The organism is Micromonospora sp. URMC 105 (genome assembly GCF_051386295.1).
Lineage (GTDB): Bacteria > Actinomycetota > Actinomycetes > Mycobacteriales > Micromonosporaceae > Micromonospora.
In genome coordinates this window covers 1-22,764 of record NZ_JBPQTL010000091.1, presented here as the reverse complement: position 1 = coordinate 22,764, position 22,764 = coordinate 1, and the positions used below count along the sequence as shown (strand labels likewise).

At 74.1% G+C, this 22,764-nt stretch carries 25 protein-coding genes; 10 read left to right on the top strand and 15 right to left on the bottom strand.

Features of this window, described 5'->3' with window-relative positions; genetic code table 11:
• Window positions 1-89: 89 nt before the first annotated feature.
• Complete coding sequence (locus tag ACSNN7_RS23380; protein WP_436683082.1) at window positions 90-572, bottom strand: SRPBCC family protein; 483 nt, start codon at window positions 570-572, stop codon at window positions 90-92.
• Window positions 569-925, bottom strand: coding sequence for an ArsR/SmtB family transcription factor (locus ACSNN7_RS23375; protein ID WP_436683081.1), 357 nt, complete (start codon window positions 923-925; stop codon window positions 569-571). The genes ACSNN7_RS23380 and ACSNN7_RS23375 overlap by 4 nt, the downstream gene beginning before the upstream one ends.
• A gap of 121 nt (window positions 926-1,046) precedes the next feature.
• Here ACSNN7_RS23375 and ACSNN7_RS23370 point away from each other — a divergent pair, with 121 nt between their 5' ends.
• From ACSNN7_RS23370 to ACSNN7_RS23360, 3 genes are all read left to right on the top strand, one after another.
• A complete protein-coding gene (locus ACSNN7_RS23370) occupies window positions 1,047-1,244 on the top strand; it encodes a hypothetical protein (protein WP_436683080.1) in 198 nt (65 codons plus the stop codon).
• Window positions 1,245-1,328: 84 nt separating this feature from the next.
• Complete coding sequence (locus tag ACSNN7_RS23365; protein ID WP_436683079.1) at window positions 1,329-2,660, top strand: low temperature requirement protein A; 1,332 nt, start codon at window positions 1,329-1,331, stop codon at window positions 2,658-2,660.
• A 102-nt stretch (window positions 2,661-2,762) separates the two neighbouring features.
• Window positions 2,763-4,100, top strand: a complete 1,338-nt coding sequence (locus ACSNN7_RS23360) for a serine hydrolase domain-containing protein (protein WP_436683078.1) — start codon at window positions 2,763-2,765, stop codon at window positions 4,098-4,100.
• A gap of 49 nt (window positions 4,101-4,149) precedes the next feature.
• Here ACSNN7_RS23360 and ACSNN7_RS23355 read toward each other — a convergent pair whose 3' ends face one another.
• A complete protein-coding gene (locus ACSNN7_RS23355) occupies window positions 4,150-4,893 on the bottom strand; it encodes a YqjF family protein (RefSeq protein ID WP_436683077.1) in 744 nt (247 codons plus the stop codon).
• A 156-nt stretch (window positions 4,894-5,049) separates the two neighbouring features.
• On the opposite strand from ACSNN7_RS23355, the gene ACSNN7_RS23350 reads away from it, so the two are divergent.
• From ACSNN7_RS23350 to ACSNN7_RS23335, 4 genes are read left to right on the top strand one after another with little or no spacing between them, the layout of a single operon-like run.
• Entirely contained in the window at window positions 5,050-5,976 is a 927-nt protein-coding gene (locus ACSNN7_RS23350; RefSeq protein ID WP_436683076.1) for a hypothetical protein, read from the top strand.
• Window positions 5,973-6,428 carry an ABA4-like family protein gene (locus ACSNN7_RS23345; RefSeq protein WP_436683075.1) on the top strand — a complete coding sequence of 152 codons (456 nt, stop codon included), beginning with the start codon at window positions 5,973-5,975 and terminating at the stop codon, window positions 6,426-6,428. Before ACSNN7_RS23350 ends, ACSNN7_RS23345 begins: the two co-directional genes overlap by 4 nt.
• A gap of 5 nt (window positions 6,429-6,433) precedes the next feature.
• The gene (locus ACSNN7_RS23340; protein ID WP_436683074.1) at window positions 6,434-7,693 is read left to right on the top strand and encodes a sensor histidine kinase; all 1,260 of its coding nucleotides are present in this window, start codon (window positions 6,434-6,436) and stop codon (window positions 7,691-7,693) included.
• Window positions 7,690-8,316, top strand: a complete 627-nt coding sequence (locus ACSNN7_RS23335; RefSeq protein WP_436683073.1) for a response regulator transcription factor — start codon at window positions 7,690-7,692, stop codon at window positions 8,314-8,316. Before ACSNN7_RS23340 ends, ACSNN7_RS23335 begins: the two co-directional genes overlap by 4 nt.
• An 18-nt stretch (window positions 8,317-8,334) precedes the next feature.
• Here ACSNN7_RS23335 and ACSNN7_RS23330 read toward each other — a convergent pair whose 3' ends face one another.
• From ACSNN7_RS23330 to ACSNN7_RS23275, 12 genes are all read right to left on the bottom strand, one after another.
• Entirely contained in the window at window positions 8,335-8,571 is a 237-nt protein-coding gene (locus tag ACSNN7_RS23330; RefSeq protein WP_334456585.1) for a preprotein translocase YidC, read from the bottom strand.
• Window positions 8,572-8,742: 171 nt separating this feature from the next.
• Window positions 8,743-9,270 (bottom strand): hypothetical protein, encoded by a 528-nt coding sequence (locus tag ACSNN7_RS23325; protein WP_436683072.1) that lies wholly within the window; start codon window positions 9,268-9,270, stop codon window positions 8,743-8,745.
• Window positions 9,271-9,284: 14 nt separating this feature from the next.
• Complete coding sequence (locus ACSNN7_RS23320; RefSeq protein ID WP_436683071.1) at window positions 9,285-10,079, bottom strand: hypothetical protein; 795 nt, start codon at window positions 10,077-10,079, stop codon at window positions 9,285-9,287.
• Window positions 10,076-11,332 (bottom strand): MCE family protein, encoded by a 1,257-nt coding sequence (locus ACSNN7_RS23315; protein WP_436683070.1) that lies wholly within the window; start codon window positions 11,330-11,332, stop codon window positions 10,076-10,078. Before ACSNN7_RS23315 ends, ACSNN7_RS23320 begins: the two co-directional genes overlap by 4 nt.
• Window positions 11,329-12,735 carry an MCE family protein gene (locus ACSNN7_RS23310; RefSeq protein ID WP_436683069.1) on the bottom strand — a complete coding sequence of 469 codons (1,407 nt, stop codon included), beginning with the start codon at window positions 12,733-12,735 and terminating at the stop codon, window positions 11,329-11,331. Before ACSNN7_RS23310 ends, ACSNN7_RS23315 begins: the two co-directional genes overlap by 4 nt.
• Entirely contained in the window at window positions 12,732-13,979 is a 1,248-nt protein-coding gene (locus ACSNN7_RS23305; RefSeq protein ID WP_436683068.1) for an MCE family protein, read from the bottom strand. Before ACSNN7_RS23305 ends, ACSNN7_RS23310 begins: the two co-directional genes overlap by 4 nt.
• Complete coding sequence (locus tag ACSNN7_RS23300) at window positions 13,979-14,962, bottom strand: MCE family protein (protein ID WP_436683067.1); 984 nt, start codon at window positions 14,960-14,962, stop codon at window positions 13,979-13,981. Before ACSNN7_RS23300 ends, ACSNN7_RS23305 begins: the two co-directional genes overlap by 1 nt.
• Entirely contained in the window at window positions 14,959-15,993 is a 1,035-nt protein-coding gene (locus tag ACSNN7_RS23295; RefSeq protein ID WP_436683066.1) for an MCE family protein, read from the bottom strand. The genes ACSNN7_RS23300 and ACSNN7_RS23295 overlap by 4 nt, the downstream gene beginning before the upstream one ends.
• Window positions 15,990-17,273: an MCE family protein gene (locus tag ACSNN7_RS23290; RefSeq protein WP_436683065.1), complete on the bottom strand. Its 1,284-nt coding sequence runs from the start codon at window positions 17,271-17,273 to the stop codon at window positions 15,990-15,992. The genes ACSNN7_RS23295 and ACSNN7_RS23290 overlap by 4 nt, the downstream gene beginning before the upstream one ends.
• 2 nt (window positions 17,274-17,275) lie before the next feature.
• Window positions 17,276-18,079: an MlaE family ABC transporter permease gene (locus tag ACSNN7_RS23285; protein WP_436683064.1), complete on the bottom strand. Its 804-nt coding sequence runs from the start codon at window positions 18,077-18,079 to the stop codon at window positions 17,276-17,278.
• 1 nt (window position 18,080) lies between these two features.
• Window positions 18,081-18,851: an MlaE family ABC transporter permease gene (locus ACSNN7_RS23280; RefSeq protein WP_436683063.1), complete on the bottom strand. Its 771-nt coding sequence runs from the start codon at window positions 18,849-18,851 to the stop codon at window positions 18,081-18,083.
• On the bottom strand, window positions 18,848-19,864 hold the full coding sequence (locus ACSNN7_RS23275; protein WP_436683062.1) for an ABC transporter ATP-binding protein: 1,017 nt from the start codon (window positions 19,862-19,864) through the stop codon (window positions 18,848-18,850). The genes ACSNN7_RS23280 and ACSNN7_RS23275 overlap by 4 nt, the downstream gene beginning before the upstream one ends.
• A gap of 161 nt (window positions 19,865-20,025) precedes the next feature.
• On the opposite strand from ACSNN7_RS23275, the gene shbA reads away from it, so the two are divergent.
• The 3 genes from shbA to ACSNN7_RS23260 all read left to right on the top strand — a co-directional run.
• Window positions 20,026-20,604: an RNA polymerase sigma factor ShbA gene (gene shbA / locus ACSNN7_RS23270; RefSeq protein ID WP_436683061.1), complete on the top strand. Its 579-nt coding sequence runs from the start codon at window positions 20,026-20,028 to the stop codon at window positions 20,602-20,604.
• Complete coding sequence (locus ACSNN7_RS23265) at window positions 20,601-21,500, top strand: anti-sigma-D factor RsdA (RefSeq protein ID WP_436683060.1); 900 nt, start codon at window positions 20,601-20,603, stop codon at window positions 21,498-21,500. Before shbA ends, ACSNN7_RS23265 begins: the two co-directional genes overlap by 4 nt.
• 543 nt (window positions 21,501-22,043) lie before the next feature.
• Window positions 22,044-22,764 (top strand): sensor histidine kinase (locus ACSNN7_RS23260; protein ID WP_436683059.1); only part of this gene is annotated, 721 nt, incomplete at its 3' end.

Sequence of the window (22,764 nt, the reverse complement as noted above, 5' to 3'; positions counted from 1 at the left end):
CCCCCCCCCCCCCCCCCCCCCCCCCCCCCCCCCCCCCCCCCCCGCGACCGTTCCGTCCCGCCCCACGTCGGTGACGGCCGGTGCGCCCGTCAGAGGGACTTCGCCACGTCCACCAGCTGGTCCAGCGCCGCGCCCCAGCCCTCGGCGAAGCCCATCTCCTCGTGCTGCTTCTTCGCCGACGCGTCGGCGTGCATGGCCGTGGCGGTGTACCGCGTGCCGGTGCCGTCGGGCTCGATGCTGATCACCGCGGTGAAGGGGAAGCCGTCCTCGGTGACCTGCGGGCGGAATCCCGGGCCCAGGCCGGAGGTGAACACCAGCGTCGACCCCTCCTCGACCAGCAGGATGCAGCCGCTGCTCGGGAACTCCTCACCCTCGGGCGAGCGCATCACGGTGTCGAAGCGCCCGCCGGGCCGCAGGTCGATCTCGCAGGAGGAGGTGGACCAGGGCTTCGGGGCGAACCAGCGCACCAGCAGTTCGGGGGTGGTCCAGGCCTTCCAGACCAGCTCGGGGGCGACGTCGACGGTGCGCCGCAGGACGAGGTCGAGCTCCGGGTTCACGGGGTAGGTGGTCATGTCTGCTGCTCCTTCAGGTCGTAGAGAAGCGAATCGAGTTGGTCGAGGCGTCGGGTCCACATCGCCCGCTGCGCGTCGAGCCAGCTGTCGACGCGCTCGAGCGGCTCGGGCGCGAGGCGGTAGGTCCGCACCCGGCCCTTCTTCTCCGACGTCACCAGGCCGGAGCGTTCGAGAACACCCAGGTGCTGGAGGAACGACGGCAGTGCCATGTCGAACGGACGCGCCAGATCGCTGGTGGTGGCCGGGCCCCGGCCGAGGCGCTCGACCACGCGGCGACGGGTGGGATCCGACAGCGCGTGGAACACCCCGTCCAGCGCCGCCTCGCGCGCTCCGCCACCCGCATGCTTAGGCATGGGCCTAAGTATGCGGCGGGACGACGGTTAGGTCAACCCCTCAGTAATCATCCGGTGCCGCCCGGCGGCCGGCGTCCAGGTACGCCCGCGTCCGGCCCGCCGACGCCGTAGCGTCGATCGGGTGGACGTGCTGCTGCGCGGCGGGCCGGGTGACGGCCAGGTCGTCCCCGGCGGCGGGGAGACCGTCCGGTGGCGGGCCTGCCTGTACGAGATCACCGCGGAGCTGGCCGACCGACGCGGCCGCGACCTGCGGGTGTACCGGCACCGCGCCGACTGCTGCGAGCCGTACGGGCGGGGGTCCGAGGACAGGTGCGAGTAGCCGCCGGCCACCCGGCGCGCGCTCCGCCGGGCGACCGGCGGCGAATCCGGCTCTGGCGGCGTGCGGGGCTGGGAGAGTGGACCGGTGGGGGGCTACCGGTGGCGCGGCGGGCTGGGCCCGGCCGTCGGGATGGCCCCGGGCGCCCGGGTGGACCGCTTCGAGGTCTTCTTCGACCTGGTGTTCGTCTTCTCGTTCTTCATCATCACCCGGGCCACCGCCGCGAACATCACCGGGCGGCAGCTGCTGCACGCCATGCTGGTGCTCGCCGTGCTGTGGTGGTGCTGGGTGGTGCACAGCGTGGTGGCCACCCGGGTCCGGCTGGGCGAGGGCTTCGTCCCGGTCCTGATGGTCGCCGCGATGGCCGCCCTGTTCTGCTTCGCGCTGTCGCTGCCCCAGGCGTTCGGTGATCCGATGCGGACGGCCGCCGGGCCGGTGGTGGTCGCGCTCAGCTACCTGGTGATCCGGGGGGTGCACCTGCTGCTGTACTGGCACGTCGCGCGGGAGCGACCGGGCGAGCGGCAACTGCTGGTGAAGTACTCCCCCGAACTGATCGTCAGTACCCTCCTGCTGCTGGCTGCCGCGTTGATCCCGCCGCACATCGGCGATCCGGGCCGGGCCGGCCTGGTGCGCGACGCGTTGTGGCTCGCCGTCGTGCTGTTCCAGTACGGCGCCGGTCTGCTCGCCGGCGCGTGGGGCTGGATGGTGACCTCCGCCGAGCACTGGACGGAGCGCTACGACCTCATCCTGATCATTGCGCTGGGCGAGTCGATCATCTCGGTCGGCGTCGGCGGCAACCTCCTCGGCCAGCCGGTCACCTGGCCGGCGATCACCGGGGCCGTGCTGGGCATCGTCTTCACCGCCGCCCTGTGGTGGGCACACTACGACGTGCTCGCGCCGGCCGCCCGGATCGCACAGCACGCCGCGCAGGGGCGCGCCCGGGTGGCGATGGCCCGCGACGCGTACGCCTACGTGCACCTGGTGATGATCGCCGGGGTGATCCTGTTCGCCCTGGGCGCCGAGGAGATCGTGCGCCAGATCGCCGACCCCGCGATCAGCCTCAGCGAACCACCGCACGGTCCCTGCCTGCCCCTGCTGTTCGGCGGGGTGATCTGCTACCTCTGCGGGGACATGCTGTTCCAGCTCCGCACCCTGCACACCGTGTCCTGGACCCGGGTCGGCACGGTGCTCGTGCTCGCCGCCGCCCTGCCGGTCGCGGCGCAAGTGCCGGGGCTGGCCGCGTTCGCCCTGCTGACCGCGATCTGCGTCGCGCTGGTGGCCGTGGAGGTGGTGGTGATGGCCGACTCCCGGCGGGCCCTGCGGGATGCCGCCCTGCGGGAGCGGACGAGCTACGAGAAGCACGAGGCCGAGTGGCGCGCCCGCTGGCACGAGCAGTCCCCCGACGAACCGCCGACCTGACCGGCGTCCCGGCCCGCGTCGACGACCCGAGGGCGGACGATACGGGCGGCGCGCGAGACGAACACCCTGTCTCCGGATGGCCCGGGATGGAATGATCCCCGCGTGCCGATCAAACGTCGCTCGCTGCTCGGGCTCGGGCTCTCCGCCGCCACCGCGGCACTCGCCGGCTGCCGGGGAGAGCCCTCGACGGGTCCGGCCGGCTCGTGGCGCACGCCCGGCACGCCCGCACCCGGCCAGGGTGCCGCCGCGGTCACCGGGTCCGTCGTGCGTACGTCGCCGGTCGGCCGCCGGCTGACCACCGTGCTCGGCGGTTACCTGAAGCCGACCAGCCAGAACCCGGCCCACCCGATGTACGCGGGCGCGGTCGCGCTGGCGCTGCACGGCGGGCAGGCGTACGCGCAGGTGGCCGTCGGCGAGGCCCTGCGCTTCGGCGCCGGGCCGGTGCTGCTGCCCGCCGCCGACCGGGTCCGGATGCGCACCGACTCGATCTTCGACCTCGCCTCGATCACCAAGGTCTACACCTCGATCCTCGCCCTGCAGCAGGTGGACCGGGGCCGGCTCGACCTCGACGCGCCGGTGGTGAACTACCTGCCGGAGTTCACCGGTGCCGGCAAGTCGGCCGTGACCGTGGCGATGCTGCTGACCCACACCAGCGGGCTCCCCGTCGGGGCCACCGTGACCGGCTACGCCACCCTGGCCGAGCGGTGGCGCGCGGTCCTGGCCACCCCGCTGGTCAGCGGCGCGGTCCCCGGCCGGGTGTTCCGCTACTCGAGCGTCGGGCTCATGGTCGTGGGCAAGCTGGTGGAGAAGGTGACCGGTCAGCGGCTCGACCAGGCGTTGAAGACCGGGCTGACCGACCCGCTCGGCCTGCGCTGGACCGGCTTCAACCCGAACACCTGGCTCAGCGCCACCGACCGGGCCACCCGGCTGGTCGCCACCGACGCGCGGTCCTCCCGGGGCCTGCTGCGCGGCGTCGTGCACGACGACGTGGCCAACCACCTGGGCGGCATCGCCGGGCACGCCGGGATCTTCAGCACGGCGCAGGAGGTGGCCGTCGTCGGCCGGCTGCTGCTCGACGGCGGCACCTACGGCGGGCAGCGGATCCTGGCCGAGAGCACCGTCCGCCGGATGCTGACCAACGCCAACGCAGGACTGCCCGCCGTGGACCCGGAACGACCGGGCCGGACCGCCGACCACGGGCTCGGCGTGGTGCTGCACCAGCCCTGGTTCATGGGCGAGCTCAGCCGACCCACCACCTTCGGGCACACCGGCTTCACCGGCACGTCCCTGCTGGTCAGCCCCGCCCGCAGCACGGTGTTCGTGCTGCTCACCAACCGGGCCCATCCGAACTGGAGCTGGGCGAACCCCGATCCGGTCCGGGTGGCGACCGCCAACGTCCTGGCCCGTCTGCCCGTCCTGTCGGCCACCAGCACGAGGTGACGGCCGCGCCGCCGGGCCGGCACGGCGCCCTCTGCGGCCCGCCCTGCGGTCACCCCGATTCGGGCAGCCGGACCGGTGGGCCGAACCGGACCGGGACACCCGGGGAGAAGAGCACACTGGCCGGCGGACCGGCCGGCGGCGGCAGCCCCGCGGCGGCGACCAGTTCGTCGTCCAGGTGCCGCAGCTCGGCCCGGTGCAGCGGCCAGCGGGGATGCCAGTTCGGCAGGTGCAGCGTGCGCCCGTACGCCCGGGTGTGCAGGCCCCAGCGGGCGGTGACGAAGTGCTCCAGCGCGGTCGGCTCGGCGATCGGTTCGCCCACCCGGACCACCATCCGGCTCGTCGTACCGGCCGGGCCGGGCCAGCGACGCCGACACCGGTAGGTGTAGCGGTCGCCGTCGCGCTCCAACCGCATCCTCGACCACAGGTACGGCAGGCGCAGCGTCGCCCGGGCCACCAGCACCGGCACCAGCCGGGACGCGTCGAGGGAGCGGAACACCACCGCGCGCCGGCCGGTGTGGTCGATCGAGTAGAGCCGGACGTTCGTCTCGTAGAAGGTGCCGAGGTACGGCACCCCCGGCCCCCGGCCGAGGCCGAGCCCGACCATCCGGAAGCCGATCAGGCCGACGTAGCTGACCCCGTCCAGGGTGTCCGGACGGGTGCCGACGGGGAGCAGGGGCGCGACCAGCTCCGGCGCGACCGCCCAGTGCAGGAAGGTGAGGTTCTCCCACCGCTGCCCCAGGATCGCCCGCCGGAACCGCTGCTCCGGCGCGACGTCGACCGGTTCGATGTCCATCTGGCCATCCTGCCCCGGCCCGGGTGGACTGAGCCTCGTTCCCCGGTCCGACCTGGCGCCTCCTCCCCGGGGAGGAGGCGGCGCTCCGACTGCCGGCCGCCACCGGGGCCTGCGGTCGGGCGCTGTCGGCAGGCCCGTTCACCAGCATCTACAGGCATGACTACCACGTTGCGCCGGGCGGCACACTGGCACCGCCCCATGATGGTCTCCGTCGCGGCGATGGCGGTGCTCGCCGTCGTCTCCGCGATCGGCGTCCTCACCGACCCGCGCGTCCTCACCGGCGCGCCGATCTGGCTCAAGCCGTTCAAGTTCTCGGTGTCCTTCGTGCTGTACGGCACCACCCTGGCCTGGATGCTCTCCCTGCTGCCGCGCCGCAGCCGGCTCGCGGAACGGGCGGTCACCGTCGTCGTCGCCATGTCGGTGGTCGAGATGGCCGTGATCGTCGGGCAGGTGCTGCGCGGCACCACCAGCCACTTCAACGAGACCACCCCGCTGAACGCCGCCCTGTTCACGGTGATGGGCGCGTCGATCGGCGTGCTGTTCACCGCGCACTTCGTCATCGGGGTCGTGATGCTGCAACGGCGGATCGCGGACCGGGCCGCCAGGTACGCGGTCGGGCTGGGGATCGGCCTGTCCCTGCTGGGCATGCTGGCGGCGGTGCCGATGGTGCTGCCCGCCCAGGAGCCGGCGATCGAGGCCATCAGCGGGGCGCACAGCGTGGGCGTCCCGGACGGCGGGCCCGGGCTGCCGCTGGCCGGCTGGAGCACCACCGGCGGCGACCTGCGGATCGGGCACTTCGTGGGCCTGCACGCCCTGCAGGCGTTGCCCGTCCTGGCGCTCCTGCTGACCCGGTTCGGGACGCGGCTGGACGAGCGGACCCGGGTCCGGCTGCTGGTCGTCGCGGGTACCGCCTACGGCGTACTCACGGTGCTGTTGACCTGGCAGGCCCTGCGCGGGCAGCCGCTGCTGCGCCCGGACGCCCTTACGCTGGCCGCCGTGGCGGCCCTGCTCCTGGCGACCGCGACCGCCGCCGGCGTGGTCGTGGCCCGTCGGCGCCGCCCGGAACTGGCGCTGGCGGCATGACCGCGGCGCTGTTCACGCTGACCTTCACCCTGGTCGCGCCGTTCTGGGCGCTGATGATCCTGCTGCCGCGCTGGTCCGGCACCGTGCGGATCGTCAGCTCGCCGCTGATCGTGCTGCCGGTCCTGGTGATCTACGCGATGGTGGTGCTCCCGGCGCTCGGCGAGGTGCTGCCGGTGGTGACGTCGCCGACCCTGGACGGCGTGCGCGACCTGCTCGGCGGCGCCGACGGCGCGACGGCGGCCTGGGCGCACATGGTCGCGTTCGACCTGTTCGCCGGCCGCTGGGCGTGGCTCGACAGCCGGGAACGCGGCGTGCCCGCGCTGGTGATGGCCCCGGTGCTGGTGCTGACGATCCTGCTCGGACCGGTCGGCCTGGCCGCCTACCTCGGGCTCCGGGCCGGCTGGGCCCGGCCGGCGGCGGCCGTCGCCGGCGAGCCGCACCACCTAGGCTGAGCGGCGTGCGGTGGGTGGGACGGCTGTTCGACGCGCGGGACACGCTCGCGCGGATGCTGCTGCTCGACCTCAGCGGCGTCGGCTACCTGGTCCTCGGCGCCAACGCCGGACGCTCGCCGACGCCCACCCAGTGGTTCCTCGCGGTGGTCGCGTTCGCCGTCGCGGCGGCGTTGCACCGCCGGCCACTGGTCAACCTGATCGCGCAGGCCGCGCTGCTGGCCGTCGCCATCCAGCTCGTCGACGACACCACGATCAACCAGGTCGGTGCCGGCTGGGCCCTGCTGGAGCTGACCATGCGGGCGGACCGGCCGCGGACCGTCTGGCTGGCCGGCGGGCTGCTGGCCGCCGTCGCCCTGACCGATTCGATCGGCGATCCGTTCCGACGCATCCTCTCCGGCATCTTCGGGCTGACCGTGGAGGTCGGCCTGCCGCTGCTGCTCGGCCTGGTCATCCGGACCACCCGGGAGCTGGGCCGGCAGGCCGAGGAGCGGGCGGCGGAGGAGCAGCGCCGGCGTGAGTCGGAGAGCCGCGCCGCCCGCGCCGACGAACGCAGCGCCATCGCCCGCGAGCTGCACGACGTGGTCGCCCACCACGTGGCGTCGATGGTGCTGCGGGTCGGCGTGGCCCGGCACGTGCTGACCGAGCTGGACCCCCGGGTGGGTGCGGTCTTCGACGACGTGCACGGCACGGGGACCGCGGCCCTGGCGGACCTGCGCCGGCTGGTCGCGGTCCTGCGCCACCCCGACGGGGTACGCGGCGACGCGGCGCTGACCGCGATCGAGCCGGCGGCGCTCCCGGCGGCGCTCGGCGCGGCGGTCGACCGGGCCCGCCAGGCCGGCGTCACGGTGGAGGCCGACGTCGACCCGACGGTCGGTTCGCTCGACGCGGTCCGGGGCCTGGCGGTGCTGCGACTGACCCAGGAGGCGCTGACCAACGTGGCCAAGCACGCCGGCACGTCCGCACGGGCCCGCCTGTCGGTGTCCGTGGTCGACGCCGCCGTGCACTGGGAGGTCTCCGACGACGGGCGCGGACGGGTCCCGGCGGCGGTGCCGCCCGGCGGCGGCCACGGCATCACCGGCATGCGCGAGCGCGTCGAGGTCCTCGGCGGACGGTTGGAGGCGGGGCCGGTCGGCGCGGGCTGGCGGGTGCGTACCGTCCTCCCGGCCGTCACCTCCGCGCCGGCCCCACCCCCGCAGCCGGTCGGCACACCGGCGCCCCGCCGCGGCGACGAACCGGCCGCACCGCACCCGACGGAGCCGTCATGATCCGTGTCCTGTTCGTCGACGACCAGCACCTCATCCGCGCCGGCCTGCGCATGCTCTGCGACGCCCAGCCCGACATCGAGGTCGTCGGCGAGGCCGACAACGGCCGCGACGCCATCACCCTCGCCGCCCGGCTGGTCCCCGACGTCGTCGTGATGGACCTGCGCATGCCCGGCGTCGACGGGATCACCGCGACCAGCCGCATCCTCGCCGAGCGCCCCGCCACCCGCGTGCTGGTGCTGACCACCTTCGGCGACGACGACCACCTCTACCCGGCCCTGACCGCCGGCGCCTGCGGCTTCCTGCTCAAGGACGCACCCCCGGCCGACCTGCTCGACGGCATCCGCCGGGCCGCCGCGGGCGACAGCCCGTTCAGCCAGGACGTGCTGCGGCGCCTGGTCCAGCGGGCGGTGCACGCCCGCGCCGGGACGCCGCAGCCGGCCCAGGGTCTGACCGCGCGCGAACAGGACGTGCTGGACCTGGTCGCCGAAGGATTGTCGAACACGGAGATCGCCGAGCGGCTGCACATCGGCGTCACCACGGTCAAGACCCACATCACCAGCCTGATGACCAAGACCAGCAGCCCCAACCGGGTACGGCTGGCCCTGTTCGCCCGGGGCGGCTGAGCGGCGCCGGCCGGCGGGTCAGCGGGCGGCGTCCGGGTGCCCCGGCATACCGGAGCCGCCGCCGCTGCCGCCGGACGCACCACCGGCCACGCCCGACCCGTCGTCCTGGGTGACCAGGTCCGGACGGGTGTCGGTGTCGTCCGGGGCGGGAACCTCGGTGTCCGCCTCCACCTGCACGAGCCGGGCCTGGCCGGCCTCGTCCTCGGCGTGCTCCGGGTCGACCGGCAGCTCACCGTCACGCGCCTGGTACCCCACGGTCGTCTCCCGTCGGTGGCCTGTCTGTCCGGCGACGGCTACCCGCCACCGGCGGGAGGAAACCTGCGCTGCGGCCCGTCGACCCGTCGAAGGACCGGTGGCGGCGGGCCGGCAGGTGCAGCGGCCGCGCGCCACCGGGTGTCGACGCCGGCCCGACCGGCTGCGGCGGCCTCAGACGGCCGTGGCCCGGGCGACCTTCCAGTCACCGTCGACCGGGACCAGGGTGAGCACCACCCGGTTCTGGTCGACCTTCTCCCCCGCCGTGGTCACGTTGCGCCGGTACTGGTTGAGGTACACCAGCAGCTCGACCCGGTCTGCGGTCGCGGTCACCACGCCCGTCGAGGACACCTCGGCCGCCACCACCGCCTGCTGCTTGGTGGCGGTCTGCTTCAGCGCCGCGGTGGTCTGGGCGTACTCCTCGGCGAACGGGCCGGTGGCGAAAGTGCGGCCGTTGGCCACGCTGTCGTCGAAGGCCCGGTAGTCGTAGGAGAAGATCGCCTTGGCGGCGGCGGGGGCGGTGGCCAGCGCCTGGCGTACCGCGGTGTCCCGCTGCGCGGCCCGGTGGTTGCCCCACCAGGCGAGGCCGGCGACCGCGGCGGCCAGCACGGTCGCGGCCACCAGCGCCGGGACCAGCCCGAACCGGGCCGGTCGCCACCGGGGGGCGGGCCGCCGCCGCACGAATCGGATCAGGGTACCCACGGGTCCTCCCTCTCTCAGCCGACGAACTGCAGGCGGGCGACGAGCCACCGGTCGCTGTCCCGGTCGTGGACCATGTCCAGCTGGATGCGGTAGTGCGACAGCCGGCCCTGCGGCGCCTTGACGTTCTTGACGGTGGCGTCGACGGCCACCAGGACGACCGCGCGACGGCGGTCGCCGGAGACGAGACCGGCCCGCAGCACCGATCCGGTGGACTCGACCTTGTTCTCCACCACGGCGGTGCGGACCTGCGACTGGCCGCGGACGAACTCCTCCTTGAAGTCGCCGGTGGCTCCGTCGGTGATCCGCTGGGTGTCCCGGTCGACGCTCGCCGCGCTGACCGAGACGAAGTTGACGCTGGCCTGCTTGGCGGCGGCGACGGCCTGCTGCCGGGCCTGGTCCGTCGCCCGGTCGACGTACCACCGGTGGCCGGTGGTGCCGGCCGCGGCGAGCGCCGCGGCGAGCAGCACCACGAGCAGCCCGACCAGCGGTCGCCGGCGTCCCGCCGGGCCGTCCCCGGTCCGCTTGCGCGCGCCGGGACGGCCCTCGGCCTCCTGCGGCGGGCCGTCGGCGTCCGCCGGGTCGTCCCCGCCGACCGGGTCCTGGGCGTCGGCCGGGTCGTCGTCCTCCACCGGCTCCCGGTCGATCCGTTCCAGCAGATCCTCGATCGACGCGGCGGACCCGGACACCTGCCGGGGGACGACCCGGCGCCGCGGGGCGCGGCCGGGCACGTTGGGCTTCGCCCCCTTGATCACTTTCAGCGTGTGGTCCCTGCGGGCCTGCATCGCCACCTCCTCCTTCGCGCCGGTCACGGGGTCACCCCGGCGAGCAGCAGCTGCTTCCACGACTGGTCCCCGGCCATCCGGGCCTGACCGCCGGTCCCGCCGAACTGCAACGGCCGGCCGTCGGTGCCGAGCACCAGACCGGTGGCCGGGTCGTACCCGGCGGTCCCGGCCGGACCGGCGGGCGCGGCGCCGGACGGGCCGGGCGCCGGGGCGGGCTCCCGACCGCCCGGCCGGGGGGCGTTGGCGGCGCCGCGCACGCCGGCGCCGGCCGCCCGCTCCGCCGGGTCGCACGTCCTGCTGCCGCCGCCGTAGGTGCAGGGCGGCGGGTCGTTGGCGTTGACGACCAGGCCGAAGTGGGCGGTGCCGTCGCCCGGCGCGACCGTGAACCCGCCGGCGACGGCGAGCGGGTACACCACCAGCAACTGCTCGATGCCGGGCAGCCGCCGGGCGGCGATGCCGTTGACGGTCACCAGGTTGCCCAGCAGCGTGCCGACCGCCGGCTCCAGGCCACGCAGCAGGGCGACCAGTTCGGTCCCGGCGGGCGGTCCGTTGGCCAGCAGCCGGCGCAGGTCCGGGTCGGCCGCGCGGACGGTCGCCGCGAGCTGCGCCAGCCCCGCCGCCCACCGGCGCAGCGCCTCCGCCGACTCCGCCTGGGTGGTGAGCACGGTCCGTCCGTCCTCGATGAGCGCGAGCGTCTCCGGCAGCCGGGCGGTCGCCTCGTTCAGCAGCAGGTCGCCGGCGTCGAGGATCCGCTCCAGCGCCTGCTCGTTGCCCTCGAAGGCGGTGCCCAGCTCGGTGATCAGCACGGTGAGGTCGTCGGGATCCAGCGAGCGGACCAGGGCGTCGAGGTTGGTCAGTAGCTGCTCCGGAGCCAGCGGGACACCGGTACGGTCCGCCGGGATCACCGAGCCGCCGGCGAGGAACGGGCCGCTGTCCCGCTCCGGGCGCAGGTCGACGTACTGCTCGCCGACGGCGGAGCGCTGCGCCACCACGGCGCGCAGGTCGTCGGGCACCCGCACGTCGCGGCGCAGCCGCAGGTCGGCGCGGACCCCACCGTCGCGCAGGGCGACCTTGGTGACCCGGCCGATCGGCACCCCCCGGTAGGTGACCGGGGCGTTGCTGAAGATGCCGCCGGCGCGGGCGAGGTCCAGGTGGACCACGTAGCTGCCGCCGAAGAGGCGGTCACCGAGCCCGACGTACTTGATCCCCACGTAGCCGACGCCGAGCACGCTCACCAGCAGGAAGGCCAGGACCTGCACCTTCGCCGTACGTCCGATCATGGCCGCAGTCCCCCTCCCAGCAGGTCCGGCAGGTCGCCGATCTGTCCGGTCACCGCGCCGGTCACCGGCAGCACGCACGGCGCCGACAGGACGGTGCCAGCGGGCAGTTCGGTGCCGGCCGGAAACGCCGTCCCCGGCGGCACCAGGCCCTTGGGCAGCACCAGGCCGCCGACGGGCACCGTCGAGCCGGGCTTGAGCAGGACGCAGCCCTCGGGCAGCAGGCAGTCCTTCGGTGGTGTCCAGGTCGCCGGGAAGTTCTTCGGGTCCGGCAGGCACCGGGTGAGCGGCAGCTCGGGCAGCGGGCCGGCACCGGGTCGCGGCGTGCTGCCCGGGCCACCGGCCGTGGGCGGCCCGGCCGTGCCGGGCGCCGTCGGCGGGGCGACCGGCCGGGCCGGCACCGGCGCGGCGGCGACCAGGTTGGACAGGATCGAGGCCGAGTCGAGGTCGGCGGTCACGGAGAGGTTGACGAAGTCGCCGACGATCGCGCCGGTGACGTTCGGCGGGAACGGGTACGACAGCATGAAGTCCAGCGACTTCGGCAGGTCGTCGCCGGCGCGTACCAGCTGCTCCAGGATCGGTTGCAGCGCCCGGAGGTCGGCGAGCGTGTCGTCGCGGCTGCGGTTGACCACCCGGGTGCCGACCTCGCCGAGTTCACCGAGGGCGGTCAGCGCCTCGGTCAGCTGGGCGCGCTGGCGGGCCAGCACGGTGACGCCCGGGGCGAGGGAGTCCACCGCCTCGCCGAGCACCTGCTTCTGCCGGGCGAGCCGGCCGGTCAGCCGGTCGAGGGCGTCGAGGGCGCGGACCAGGTCGGCCTTCTGCTTGTCCAGCCCGCCGATGAACTCCTCCAGCTGGCCCAGCGCGTCCCGGACGGCCGGTTCGCGCCCCTCCAGCGCGGCGCCGAGTTCCTGGTTGATGGTCCGTAGCTGGGCCAGGCCGCCGCCGTTGAGCAGCAGGCCGAGGGCGGCGAGGACCTCCTCGACCTCGGCGCCGCGGGCGGTGCGGGACAGCGGGATCACGTCGCCGTCGGCGAGCCGGGCGCCGGCCGGGGCGGTGGGCGGGGCGGCGAGCGTCACGTACTTCTCGCCCAGCAGGCTGCTCTGCCGCACCGCGGCGGTCGCGTTGGCGGGCAGCCGCACGTCGGCGCCGACCCGCAGGGTGACCCGGGCGGTCCAACCGGAGAGGGAGATCTTCTCGACGCTGCCGACGGTCACGTCGTCGACCTTGACGGCGGCCTGCGGCACCAGGTCCAGCACGTCGCTGAACTCGGCGGTGACGGCGTACCCCTCGCCGGCCGGGGCGCCGCCGGGCAGCGGCAGGTCGGCGAGGTCGGGCAGGCCGCACCCGGCCGGGAGCAGCGCCACCAGGACCGCCCCGGCCAGGGCGCGGAGCACCCGGGCGGTCACGACACACCCCGCAGGATGCCGCCGAGGGTGGGGTCGCTGGTGAGGGAGGAGCCGCCCGGCGCCTGGTCGGTGATCGGCGCACCGGGGGAGCTGATCGGAGGTCCCGGTGAGGACCCGCCGATCGCCGGGGCGCCGGGCGGCAGCTTGAGCAGCTTGCGCAGCTGATCGGTCATGGGCAGCCCGCGGGAGTGCAGGGTCTGCGCGAGGGCCAGGCACTTCGCGGGCACCTGGGCGGCGGGGAGCTGGTCGACCATCAGCGAGCAGGCGAAGCCGGCCGGGTCGTACGGGCCCATCGCGTTGTTGCGGGTGTCCAGCGTGCCGGAGCGGGCGTTGTAGGCGAGGTGGAGGTTGTTCACCGCGAGCGGGGCCACGTCGAGGATCTCGATGACCGCCTGCTGCTGGCGGACCAGCACGCCGGTGATCTCCGTCAGCGCGGTGACGTTGGAGGTCAGCGCCGTGCGGTTCTGCTTCACGAACGCGGTGACGTCGTCCAGCGCGGTGGCGAGGTTGCGCAGCGCGGCGGCCAGTTCCTCGCGCTCGCCGGCGAGCTGTTCGGCGACGTCGGCCAACTGCCGGTTGAAGGCGCGCACCTGCTGGTCGCTGCGGGCCAGCGCGGTGGTGAAGCGTTGCAGGTTGGCGACCGAGCCGAACAGGTCCTGCCGGCCGTCGGCGAGGGTGGTCAGCGCCCGGGACAGGCCGTCGAGGGTGTCGTGCAGCTCCTGCCCGTTGCCCTCCAGGTTGGCGCGGCCGGTGGCGACCAGGTCGGACAGCGCCCCGTCGCGGTTGGCGCCGGTGGGGCCGAGGGTGCGGTTGAACTCGTCGAGCGCCTGGTAGATGTCGTCGATCTCCATCGGCGCGGCGGTGCGCTCCAGCGGAATCTCCGCCCCGTCGCCAAGCGCCGCCCCGCCGGCGTAGGCGGGGGTGAGCTGCACGTACCGATCGCTGACCACGCTGGGCGGCACGATCAGCGCCTGCGCGTCGGCCGGTACGGAGACCTCCCGGTCGTAGCGCATGGTGACCTTGACCGCGCGGCCCTGCGGGGTCACCGCGACCACCTCGCCCACCCGGACGCCCAGCACCCGTACGTCGGAGCCGGGATACACCCCGACGGCCCGGGTGAACCAGGCGACCACCTGTCGTGGCGGGGTGTCGTCGCGCAGGACGACCACGCCGGCGGCGACGGCGACCAGCAGGGCGGTGGCGACGGCGAGCGGCCGCCGCCAGCGCTGGACGGGGCCTGGCATCAGCGACCTCCCGTGGTGGGCTGGTACGGCTGGAGCAGCCCGGAGACGTACGAGTCGAACCAGCGGCCGTTGCCGACCACGTTGGCGAACGCGGTGACGAACGGGGCCATCCGTTGGATGGTCTTCTCGAGGTCGTCCCGGTTGCGTTGCAGGATGGCTACCACCTCGCGCAGCTTCTGCAGCGCCGGGGCGAGCTGGGTGCGGTTGTCGGCGACCAGTCCGGAGAGCTGGGTGGCGAGGTCGTCGGTGCCGACGAGCAGCTTGTGGATGGCGTCGCGCCGCTTGCTCACCTCGCTCAGCAGGGCCTCGCCGTCGGTGACCAGCTTGCGGAACTCCTCATCGCGGGTGGCGAGCACAGCGGTGACCTTCCGGGCCCGGGTGAGCAGCGTCCGCAGTTCGGCGTCGCGGTCGGCCACGGTCCGGGACAGCCGGGACAGGCCGGTCAGCGAGGCGTTGACGCTGCCGGGGGTCTCGGCGAAGGTCTGCGACAGGGTGGTGAAGGCCGCGGCGAGCTGCTCGGTGTCGACCTTGTCCAGGGTGTCGGCGAGTCCGGTGACCGCCTGCACCACGTCGAACGGCGCCGCGGTGCGGGCCAGCGGGATCTGCCCGCCCTCGCGCAGCCGCCCCGGTCCGGCCGGCGACAGCGCCAGGTACTTCTGGCCGAGCACCGTCTTGATCCGGATGGTGGCGCCGGTCTCGGTGCCGAGCCGGACGCCGTCGTCGTCCACGCGGAAGCGGACCCGGACGTAGGACGCGCCGTCGCGGGCGAGTTCCACGGCGGTCACCTTGCCGACCCGTACCCCGGCGACCCGCACCTCGCTGCCGGCGGTGAGGCCGCTGGCGTCGTGGAAGGCCGCCTGGTACGCGCGTCCGGTGAGGGTGGCCAGCCGGTCGAGCTGGAAGGCGCCCAGCAGCGCGGCGACGATCAGCGTCAGCCCGATCGATCCGACGACGACGGGGTTGCGTTCACGGAACGGTGTCATCGGCTGCCTCCGGTGGAACAGCGGGCGGCCGGGGCGCTGAAGGTGGGTACGTCGAGCGGCGCCCGGCCGGCCACCGCCACGTTGCCGTCGAAGTCGCAGAGGTAGAAGTTGAACCACGAGCCGTAGGAGGCGACGCGGGTCAGTGCCTCGTAGCGCTCGGGCAACCGCCCGAGGGTGCCGTCGATGACGGCGGCGTTGCGGTTGAGGTTGCCGGCGAGCTGGTCCAGGGCGCGGACGTCCGCGGCGAGCGGGGGGCGGGCCTGCTCGATCAGGCTGGACGTGGCGGTGGTGAGTTCACCGATGCTGACCAGCGACTCGCCGATGGCCTTGCGGTCGCCGGAGAGGCCGGAGACGAACTCCTGCAACTGGGCGATGCTCCGGTCGAGATCGCGGTCCCGGTCGGCGAGGGTGCCGAGCACGCTGTTGAGGTTGGTGATGACCCGGCCGATGACGGCGTCCCGGTCGGCCAGGGTGTGGGTCAGCGAGGCGGTCCGTTGCAGCAGGCTGGTGACGGTGCCGCCCTCGCCCTGGAGCACCTGGATGATCTCGTAGGCGAGCTTGTTGACGTCCTCGGGGCTCAGCGCGGTGAACAGCGGCCGGAACCCGTTGAACAGCACGGTGAGGTCCAGCGCCGGGGTGGTCTGGCCGAGCGGGATGAGCCCGTCGGCGCGCAGTGGCCGCCCCTCCCCCGGCCCCTCGCTCAACGCCACGTACCGCTGGCCCACCAGGTTGCGGTAGCGGATCTTGGCGCGGACGCTGGTGGCCACCGGGACGTCCTCGGTGACGGTGAAGGCCACCTCGGCGACGGTGTCGTCGACCACCCTGATGGTGCGGACCCGGCCGACCTTCACCCCGGCGACGCGGACGTCGTCGCCGGGCAGCAGGCCGGTGACGTCGGTGAACCGGGCCCGGTAGGTGACGCCGCCGGGCGGGAAGGCGCCGAGCGTCTGCGCCAGCAGCGCGGTCAGCGACAGCGTCACCACGGCGAAGACCACCAGCTTCAGCAGGGGCGAGATCGTCCGGCCGCTCATCGGGCGTTCACCACCCCGCCGCGCAGCAGCGGACCCCAGAGCAGGACCGCGATGTCGGGGACCTCCGCCGGTGGGGTGCCGGTGACGGCACCGACGAGGGGTTTGACCAGGGCGCGCTCCTCGCCGGTGCCGGCCCGGCCCATGGCCGGGGAGCCGGCCGGGGGCGGGGTCGCGGTCGTGCCGACAGGGAGGGGGCTACGCGGGCGGGCGCCGGAGTGGTCGTACCCGTCGGCGATCCGCACCTCGGGTGCCGGCTGCGCCGGTCGGGGCAGGCCGTGGCACGCGGGGCCGTTCTTCGCGCCGTAGACCGGCTCGTCGCGTCCCCGCTCGTACTTGCCGCCGTCGCGGGTGACCTCGAGGGTGATGTGCATCCGCCCACCGGCGAAGACCTCCTCGACGCGCGGTTGCAGGGCGACCAGCCCGCTCACCAGGCAGGGGTACTCGGGGGCGTAGGCGGCGAGCAGTTCCAGCACCGGCCGGCTGACCTCGCCGAGGGCGATGAGCTGGTCGCCGTGCCGGTCGAGGAAGTCCCGGGTGACGTCGGCGGTGCGGGTGGCGTCGGCGAGGAACGCGGCCAGCTGGTCGCGCTGGTCGGCGACGGTGCGGGCGGTGACGGTCACGTCGCGCAGCAGGGCGAGCAGGTCGGGCAGCGCTACGTCGTAGCTGTCCAGCACGACGGCCAGCTTCCGGACGTCCTCGGCGATGACCGGCATGGCGGGGTTCAGCTCCCGCAGGTAGGCGTCGAGCCGGGTGATGTTCTCGCCGAGCCGGTCGCCGCGCCCCTCCAGCGCGGTCGACAGGGCGCCCAGCGTCGCGGCGAGCTGGTCGGGCCGGATCGCCTGCAGCAGCGGCAGGGCCTCGTCGAGGACCCGTTCCAGTTCCACCGCGGTACGGCTGCGGTCCTGGCCGATGACGGCCCCGTCGCGGATCGGCGGCGCGGCGCCGCCGGCGGGCGGGACGAGTTCGACGTACCGCTCGCCGAAGAGGGTCTTCGGCAACAGCCGCGCGGTCACGTCGGCGGGGATGCGCGCGGTGGTGGCCGGGTCCAGCGCCAGCCGGACGGTGGCGCCGGCGCCGGCGCTGGCGACCTCGCGCACCTCGCCGACGACGACCCCGCGCACCTTGACGTCGGCGCCCTGGTTGAGCTGGAGCCCGGTCCGGCCGGCGTGCAGCGTGACCCAGGCGACCGGGGTGAACGCCTTGCGGTACTGCAGCACCGAGCCGGTCAGCGCCGCGGTCAGCACGGCGACGAAGACGATGCCGAGAATGCGATGTCTCATGCTCACCCCGCGATCCGGACGGTGGTGGTCGCGCCCCAGATGGCCAGCGACAGGAAGAAGTCGACGATGTTGACCGCGACGATCGAGAGCCGGACGGCCCGGCCGACCGCGACGCCGACGGCGGCGGGCCCGCCCTTGGCGGTGTAGCCGTAGTAGCAGTGCACCAGCACCACGATCACGCTGAAGACCAGCACCTTGCCGAAGGACCAGAGCACGTCCACCGGCGGCAGGAACAGGTGGAAGTAGTAGTCGTAGGTGCCGGCGGACTGTCCGAAGTAGCCGACGGCGATGGTGCGGGTGGCGAGGTAGCTGCTGAGCAGGCCCACCACGTACAGCGGGATCACCGCGACGAAGCCGGCGATCATGCGGGTGGTCACCAGGAACGGCAGGGAGGGCACGCCCATCACCTCCAGGGCGTCCACCTCCTCGGAGATCCGCATCGCGCCGAGCTGGGCGGTGAAGCCGCAGCCGACGGTGGCCGACAGCGCCAGCGCCGCCACCAGCGGCGAGATCTCCCGGGTGTTGAAGTACGCGGAGACGAAGCCGGTGAACGCGCTGCTGCCGATCTGGTTGAGCGCCTGGTAGCCCTGCAGCCCGACCTCGGTGCCGGTGAAGAAGGTCAGGAAGCAGATGACGCCGACGGTGCCGCCGAGCACGGCCAGCGCGCCGGAGCCGAAGCTGACCTCGGCCAGCAGCCGGATCACCTCGCGCTTGTACCGGCGGACGGTCCGGGGCGCCCACGCGATGGCACGCAGGTAGAAGGCGAGCTGGCCGCCCAGGTCGTCGAGATGTCGCAGCACCGCCACGTCAGCTTCCCTTCTGCGGTACGACCTGGAAGTACACGGCCGTGACGAGGAAGTTCAGGGCGAACAGCAGCATGAAGGTGATCACCACGCTCTGGTTGACGGCGTCGCCGACCCCCTTCGGGCCGCCCTTGGCGGTCATGCCCTTGTAGCAGGCGACCAGCGCGGCGGCGGCGCCGAAGAGCAGCGCCTTGACCTCGCCCACCAGCAGGTCCGGCAGTTGCCCGAGGGCCTGGAAGCTGGCCAGGTACGCGCCGGGGGTGCCGCCCTGCAGCACCACGTTGAACAGGTAGCCGCCGGTCACCCCGACCACGCTGACCAGGCCGTTGAGCAGGACGGCGACCAGCATCGAGGCGAGCACGCGGGGCACCACCAGGCGCTGGATCGGGTCGATGCCGAGCACCTGCATCGCGTCGAGTTCCTCGCGGATCTTGCGGGAACCGAGGTCGGCGCAGATGGCCGAGCCGCCCGCCCCGGCGATGATCAGCGCGGTGACGATCGGGCCCGCCTCGCGGACCACCGCGAGCACCGACGCGGCCCCGGTGAACGACTGCGCGCCGAGCTGCCGGACCAGCGAGCCGAGCTGCAACGCGATGACCGCGCCGAAGGGGATGGAGACCAGCGCGGCCGGCAGGATGGACACCGAGCTGATGAACCAGGCCTGCTGCACGAACTCCCGGACCTGCACCGGCCGGCGGCCCAGGCTGCGCAGGGTGTCCAGGCAGAACGCGAAGAACTCGCCGGTGGCGCGGACGGCGGTGACGGGGGCGCTCATCGGGTCACCGTCCGCTGGTGCCGCTCGTCGGCGGCGAGTTCGCGGCCCAGCTCGACGGTGGGCTGCGTGGTGTCGCGGCGGCCCTCGAAGGAACCGGGCGGCGGGGTGACGCCGTTGTCGCGGCACCACTGCCCCGGCGGGCGCTCGGCGGCCCGGGGCAGCCCGTCCGAGGGCGGCAGCTGCAGCGGGATGGGCGGCAGCGGAGGCAGCTCGGCCCCGGCGTCGGCCTCGGCCTGCAGCTCCTCGGCGTCCTTCTCCTCGGCCATCCCGATCGGGCCGACCCGTTGGGCGTTGAGGAACTGCCGCACCACCGGCTCGGTGCTGGACAGCAGCATCTCCCGGGGCCCGAACATGGCGAGGTGCCCGTGGTAGATCAGGCCGATGTTGTCCGGCACCGTGCGGGCGGTGTTGATGTCGTGCGTGACGATCAGGAACGTCGCCTGGGTCCGCTGGTTGAGGTCGATGATGAGCTGGTTCAGGTACGCGGTGCGCACCGGGTCCAGCCCGGAGTCGGGCTCGTCGAACAGGACGATGCTGGGGTCGAGCACGAGCGCGCGGGCCAGCCCGGCCCGCTTGCGCATGCCGCCGGAGATCTCGCCCGGGAGCTTCTTCTCGGCGCCGACCAGCCCGACCATGTCGAGCTTCTCGTTGACCACGTCGCGGATCTGCGACTCGGACTTGCGGGTGTGCTCGCGCAGCGGGAACGCGACGTTGTCGTAGATGGTCATCGAGCCGAACAGCGCGCCGTCCTGGAACAGCACCCCGAACAGCTTGCGCACCTCGTACAGCGCGCGCTCGGAGAGCCGGGGCAGGTCCTTGCCCTCGATCCAGATCGAACCGGCATCGGGCCGCAGCAGCCCCACCAGGGTCTTGAGGAACACCGACTTGCCGGTGCCGGACGGGCCCAGCAGCACCGAGATCTCACCCGCCGGCAGGGTCAGGCTGATGTCCGACCAGACCGGCTGGCCACCGAAGGACTTGGTCAGTCCCTGCACGGCCACTTCGACACCCATGCGCCCTCCCTCCGTCGACATCAGGGACATCGCGGCGGGCGGACGGAACGCAACACACTTCTTTGCGCACCCGGGCGAGCGCAGAGGGTGACCTATGCAAAGTGGCCTGCGTCTCGCTACCGTGCCGTTAACCCGCCGGTAATGAAGGTGCCTCGCAACCCATGACCACAGCGATCGAGCCAGAGCTCGTCCGCCGGGCCGCCGATGGCGACCCGGGGGCGGTGTCGGCCCTGCTCACCGACGTACGGCCGGGACTCGTGCGCTACTGCCGGGCGCGGCTCGGCCGGGTCGGCGGGGCGTACACCACGGCCGACGACGTCGCCCAGGAGGTCTGCCTGGCGGTGCTGAAGGCGCTGCCCCGCTACCGCGAGCAGGGCAAGCCCTTCTCGGCGTTCGTCTTCGCCGTCGCCGCGCACAAGGTCGCCGACGCCCAGCGGGCGGCGGTACGCGACTCCGCCGTCACCATGACCGACAGCCCGCTGGAGCGGCCGGACGCGGCGCCCGGTCCGGAACAGCAGGCCGTGGCGACCGACCTGGCCCGCCGGCTGTCGGTGCTGTTGCAGCGGCTCCCCGACGTGCAGCGGGAGATCGTCACGCTCCGGGTGGCGGTCGGCCTGACCGCCGAGGAGGTGGGCGCCATCCTCGGGATGTCGGCCGCGGCCGTGCGGGTGGCCCAGTCCCGTGCCCTCGCCCGGCTCCGTACGCTGGCCGGCAGCGGACTTGACGAGGTGGCGGCATGAGCAGGCACGAGCCGGACGGCGGTGAGGAACTGGACCTCACCACGGTCACTCGCGACGACCTGCTCCTCGACGCGCTCGGGCGGGGCGAGGAGGGGGCCGACGGCGACGAACTGGCGGCGATGCTCGCCGCGTGGCGCGCCGACGTCACCGCCGACGCCGACGACACCGGGCTCAGCGCCCCGCTGCTCGCCGTCGGTACCAGCGCCGGCCGGCCGGGCGGGCGGGTCGGTGCCGATCTCCGCTCCGGGCCGGCGGACGTCCTGGCCGGTCGCGTCCGACCGCGGCGGCCCCGGCCGTGGGCACTGCGGCTGGCCGCCGCCGTGGCCGCCGTCCTGGTGCTGGCGACGGGGCTGGGGGTGGGCAGCAGGAACGCCGGGCCGACGAGCCCGCTGTGGTCGCTGACCAAGGTGCTGCATCCCGAGCAGGCCGCGGTGCGCACCGTCGAGCAGAGCATCGCCCGGGCCCGCGACGCCGTCGCCGCCGGTCGGCTCGACGAGGCCCGGCACTGGATCGACCAGGCTCGGCAGGACCTGGCCTGGGTCGCCGACCCCGCCGGGGCGGACCGGCTGCGCGCCGAGATCGACGCCCTCCTGCGGGAGCTGGCGACGCCGCGCTGCCCCGGCTCGCCCGGGTGCGCCCCGCCGCCGGCGCCCGCGCCGGCCGCCTCGACCGGCGGCGGTTCACCCGGGGCTTCGGCCCCGGCCGCGCCGCCGAGCGCCCCGGCGTCGCCGTCGGCACGGCCCACGCCGCGGTCCAGCTCCGGGTCGGGCCTCCTGCCGTCGCTGCCGAAGCCGTCGGCGCCGAAGCCTCCCCTGCCGACGGGGCCGGCGCCGAGTTCGTCGCTGCTGCCGCCCCTGCCCGGGCTGCCGCTGCCCACCGGGGGCCTGCTCGACTGATCCTCCGGCCGGGCTCGGGTCAGCCCCGGGTCGCGCCAACCGCCGGGCCGGTTGCTCCGCTGTGGACGCGCGCTGTCTCCGGCGGCGCCGGTACCGCCCGCGATCGGCCGCTTGATGTCCACAACGGACGCGCCCCGTCGCGGTGCCGGCGGGAATGCTGCACGGCACCTGACCGGCCCGGTGTGGTGATCGCTTCAGAAAATGATGTTGCATTCCGGACGCCGCGAGCGATGTACAGACATGGCTTCCAGGCGACCGGTCCCGGACCGGCACGGCAGGCGGGCGGTGGCGCGAGCACCGGCTGACCGACCCCGGCCGACCCGTACGCCCGGTGGCGTCGTCGCCGGGTGACCTCCTTGCGCGGGAGCGCCGGAGACGGTGCCGGTCCGGTGCGAAAAGCCTCAGGTCAACCGTTCGGTGTTGCCAGCAGGACCGAACGGTGGTTGACTGCTGCACCGTGTCAGAACATCTGATTACCGATAGGTCTGCTATTTCGTGAAACACGACGAGATGTCCACAGTGACGGCACCGCATCGTCGACGCATGACGTGGCGGCAGCGGGCGGCCCGATGGCTGGATCCCGCACTCGCGCAGGCAGACGCCACCGCGGCGAGCCCACCCCCGCCGGAGAACCACGCGGAGAACCTCTGGCCGGCGATCTGCGACCAGTTCGCGCTACGCATCCTCGCCTCGGCGTACCAGATGGGCAGCCACCTGGAAGCGGTGGAGACCGACGAGCAGGACCCGGAACGGCTGGAACGGCTCTACCGCATCGACCACGCGAACACCCGCATCCGCCGCCACGCGGAGAACCTCCAGGTGCTGCTGGGCCGCCGCGTCGAGGACGCCAGCCCGCAGCCCGTCACCCTGGTCGACGTGGTCCGGGCCGCCTCCTCGGCCATCGAGCACTACCCCCGGGTCCGGGTCGGACACGTCGTGAACCTGGGGGTCGTCGAGTTCGCCGCCGACGACGTCATCCGGGTGCTCACCGAACTGCTCGACAACGCGACCCGCTTCTCCCCGCCCACCTCGCCGGTGGTCGTCTCCGCCTACGTCACCGAGGACGGCAGCGTGCTGCTCCGGGCCGAGGACGCCGGCGTCGGCATCGACCCGCACCAGCTGCCGCAGCTCAACGCCATGCTGGCCGGCACCGCGCCGGCACCGGCCGGCGGCAACCCGGCGGCGCACCTGGGCCTGCTCGTCGTCGCGCACCTGTCGCGCGCCCACCAGCTGCGGGTCAGCCTCACCGCTCGTCCCTCGGGCG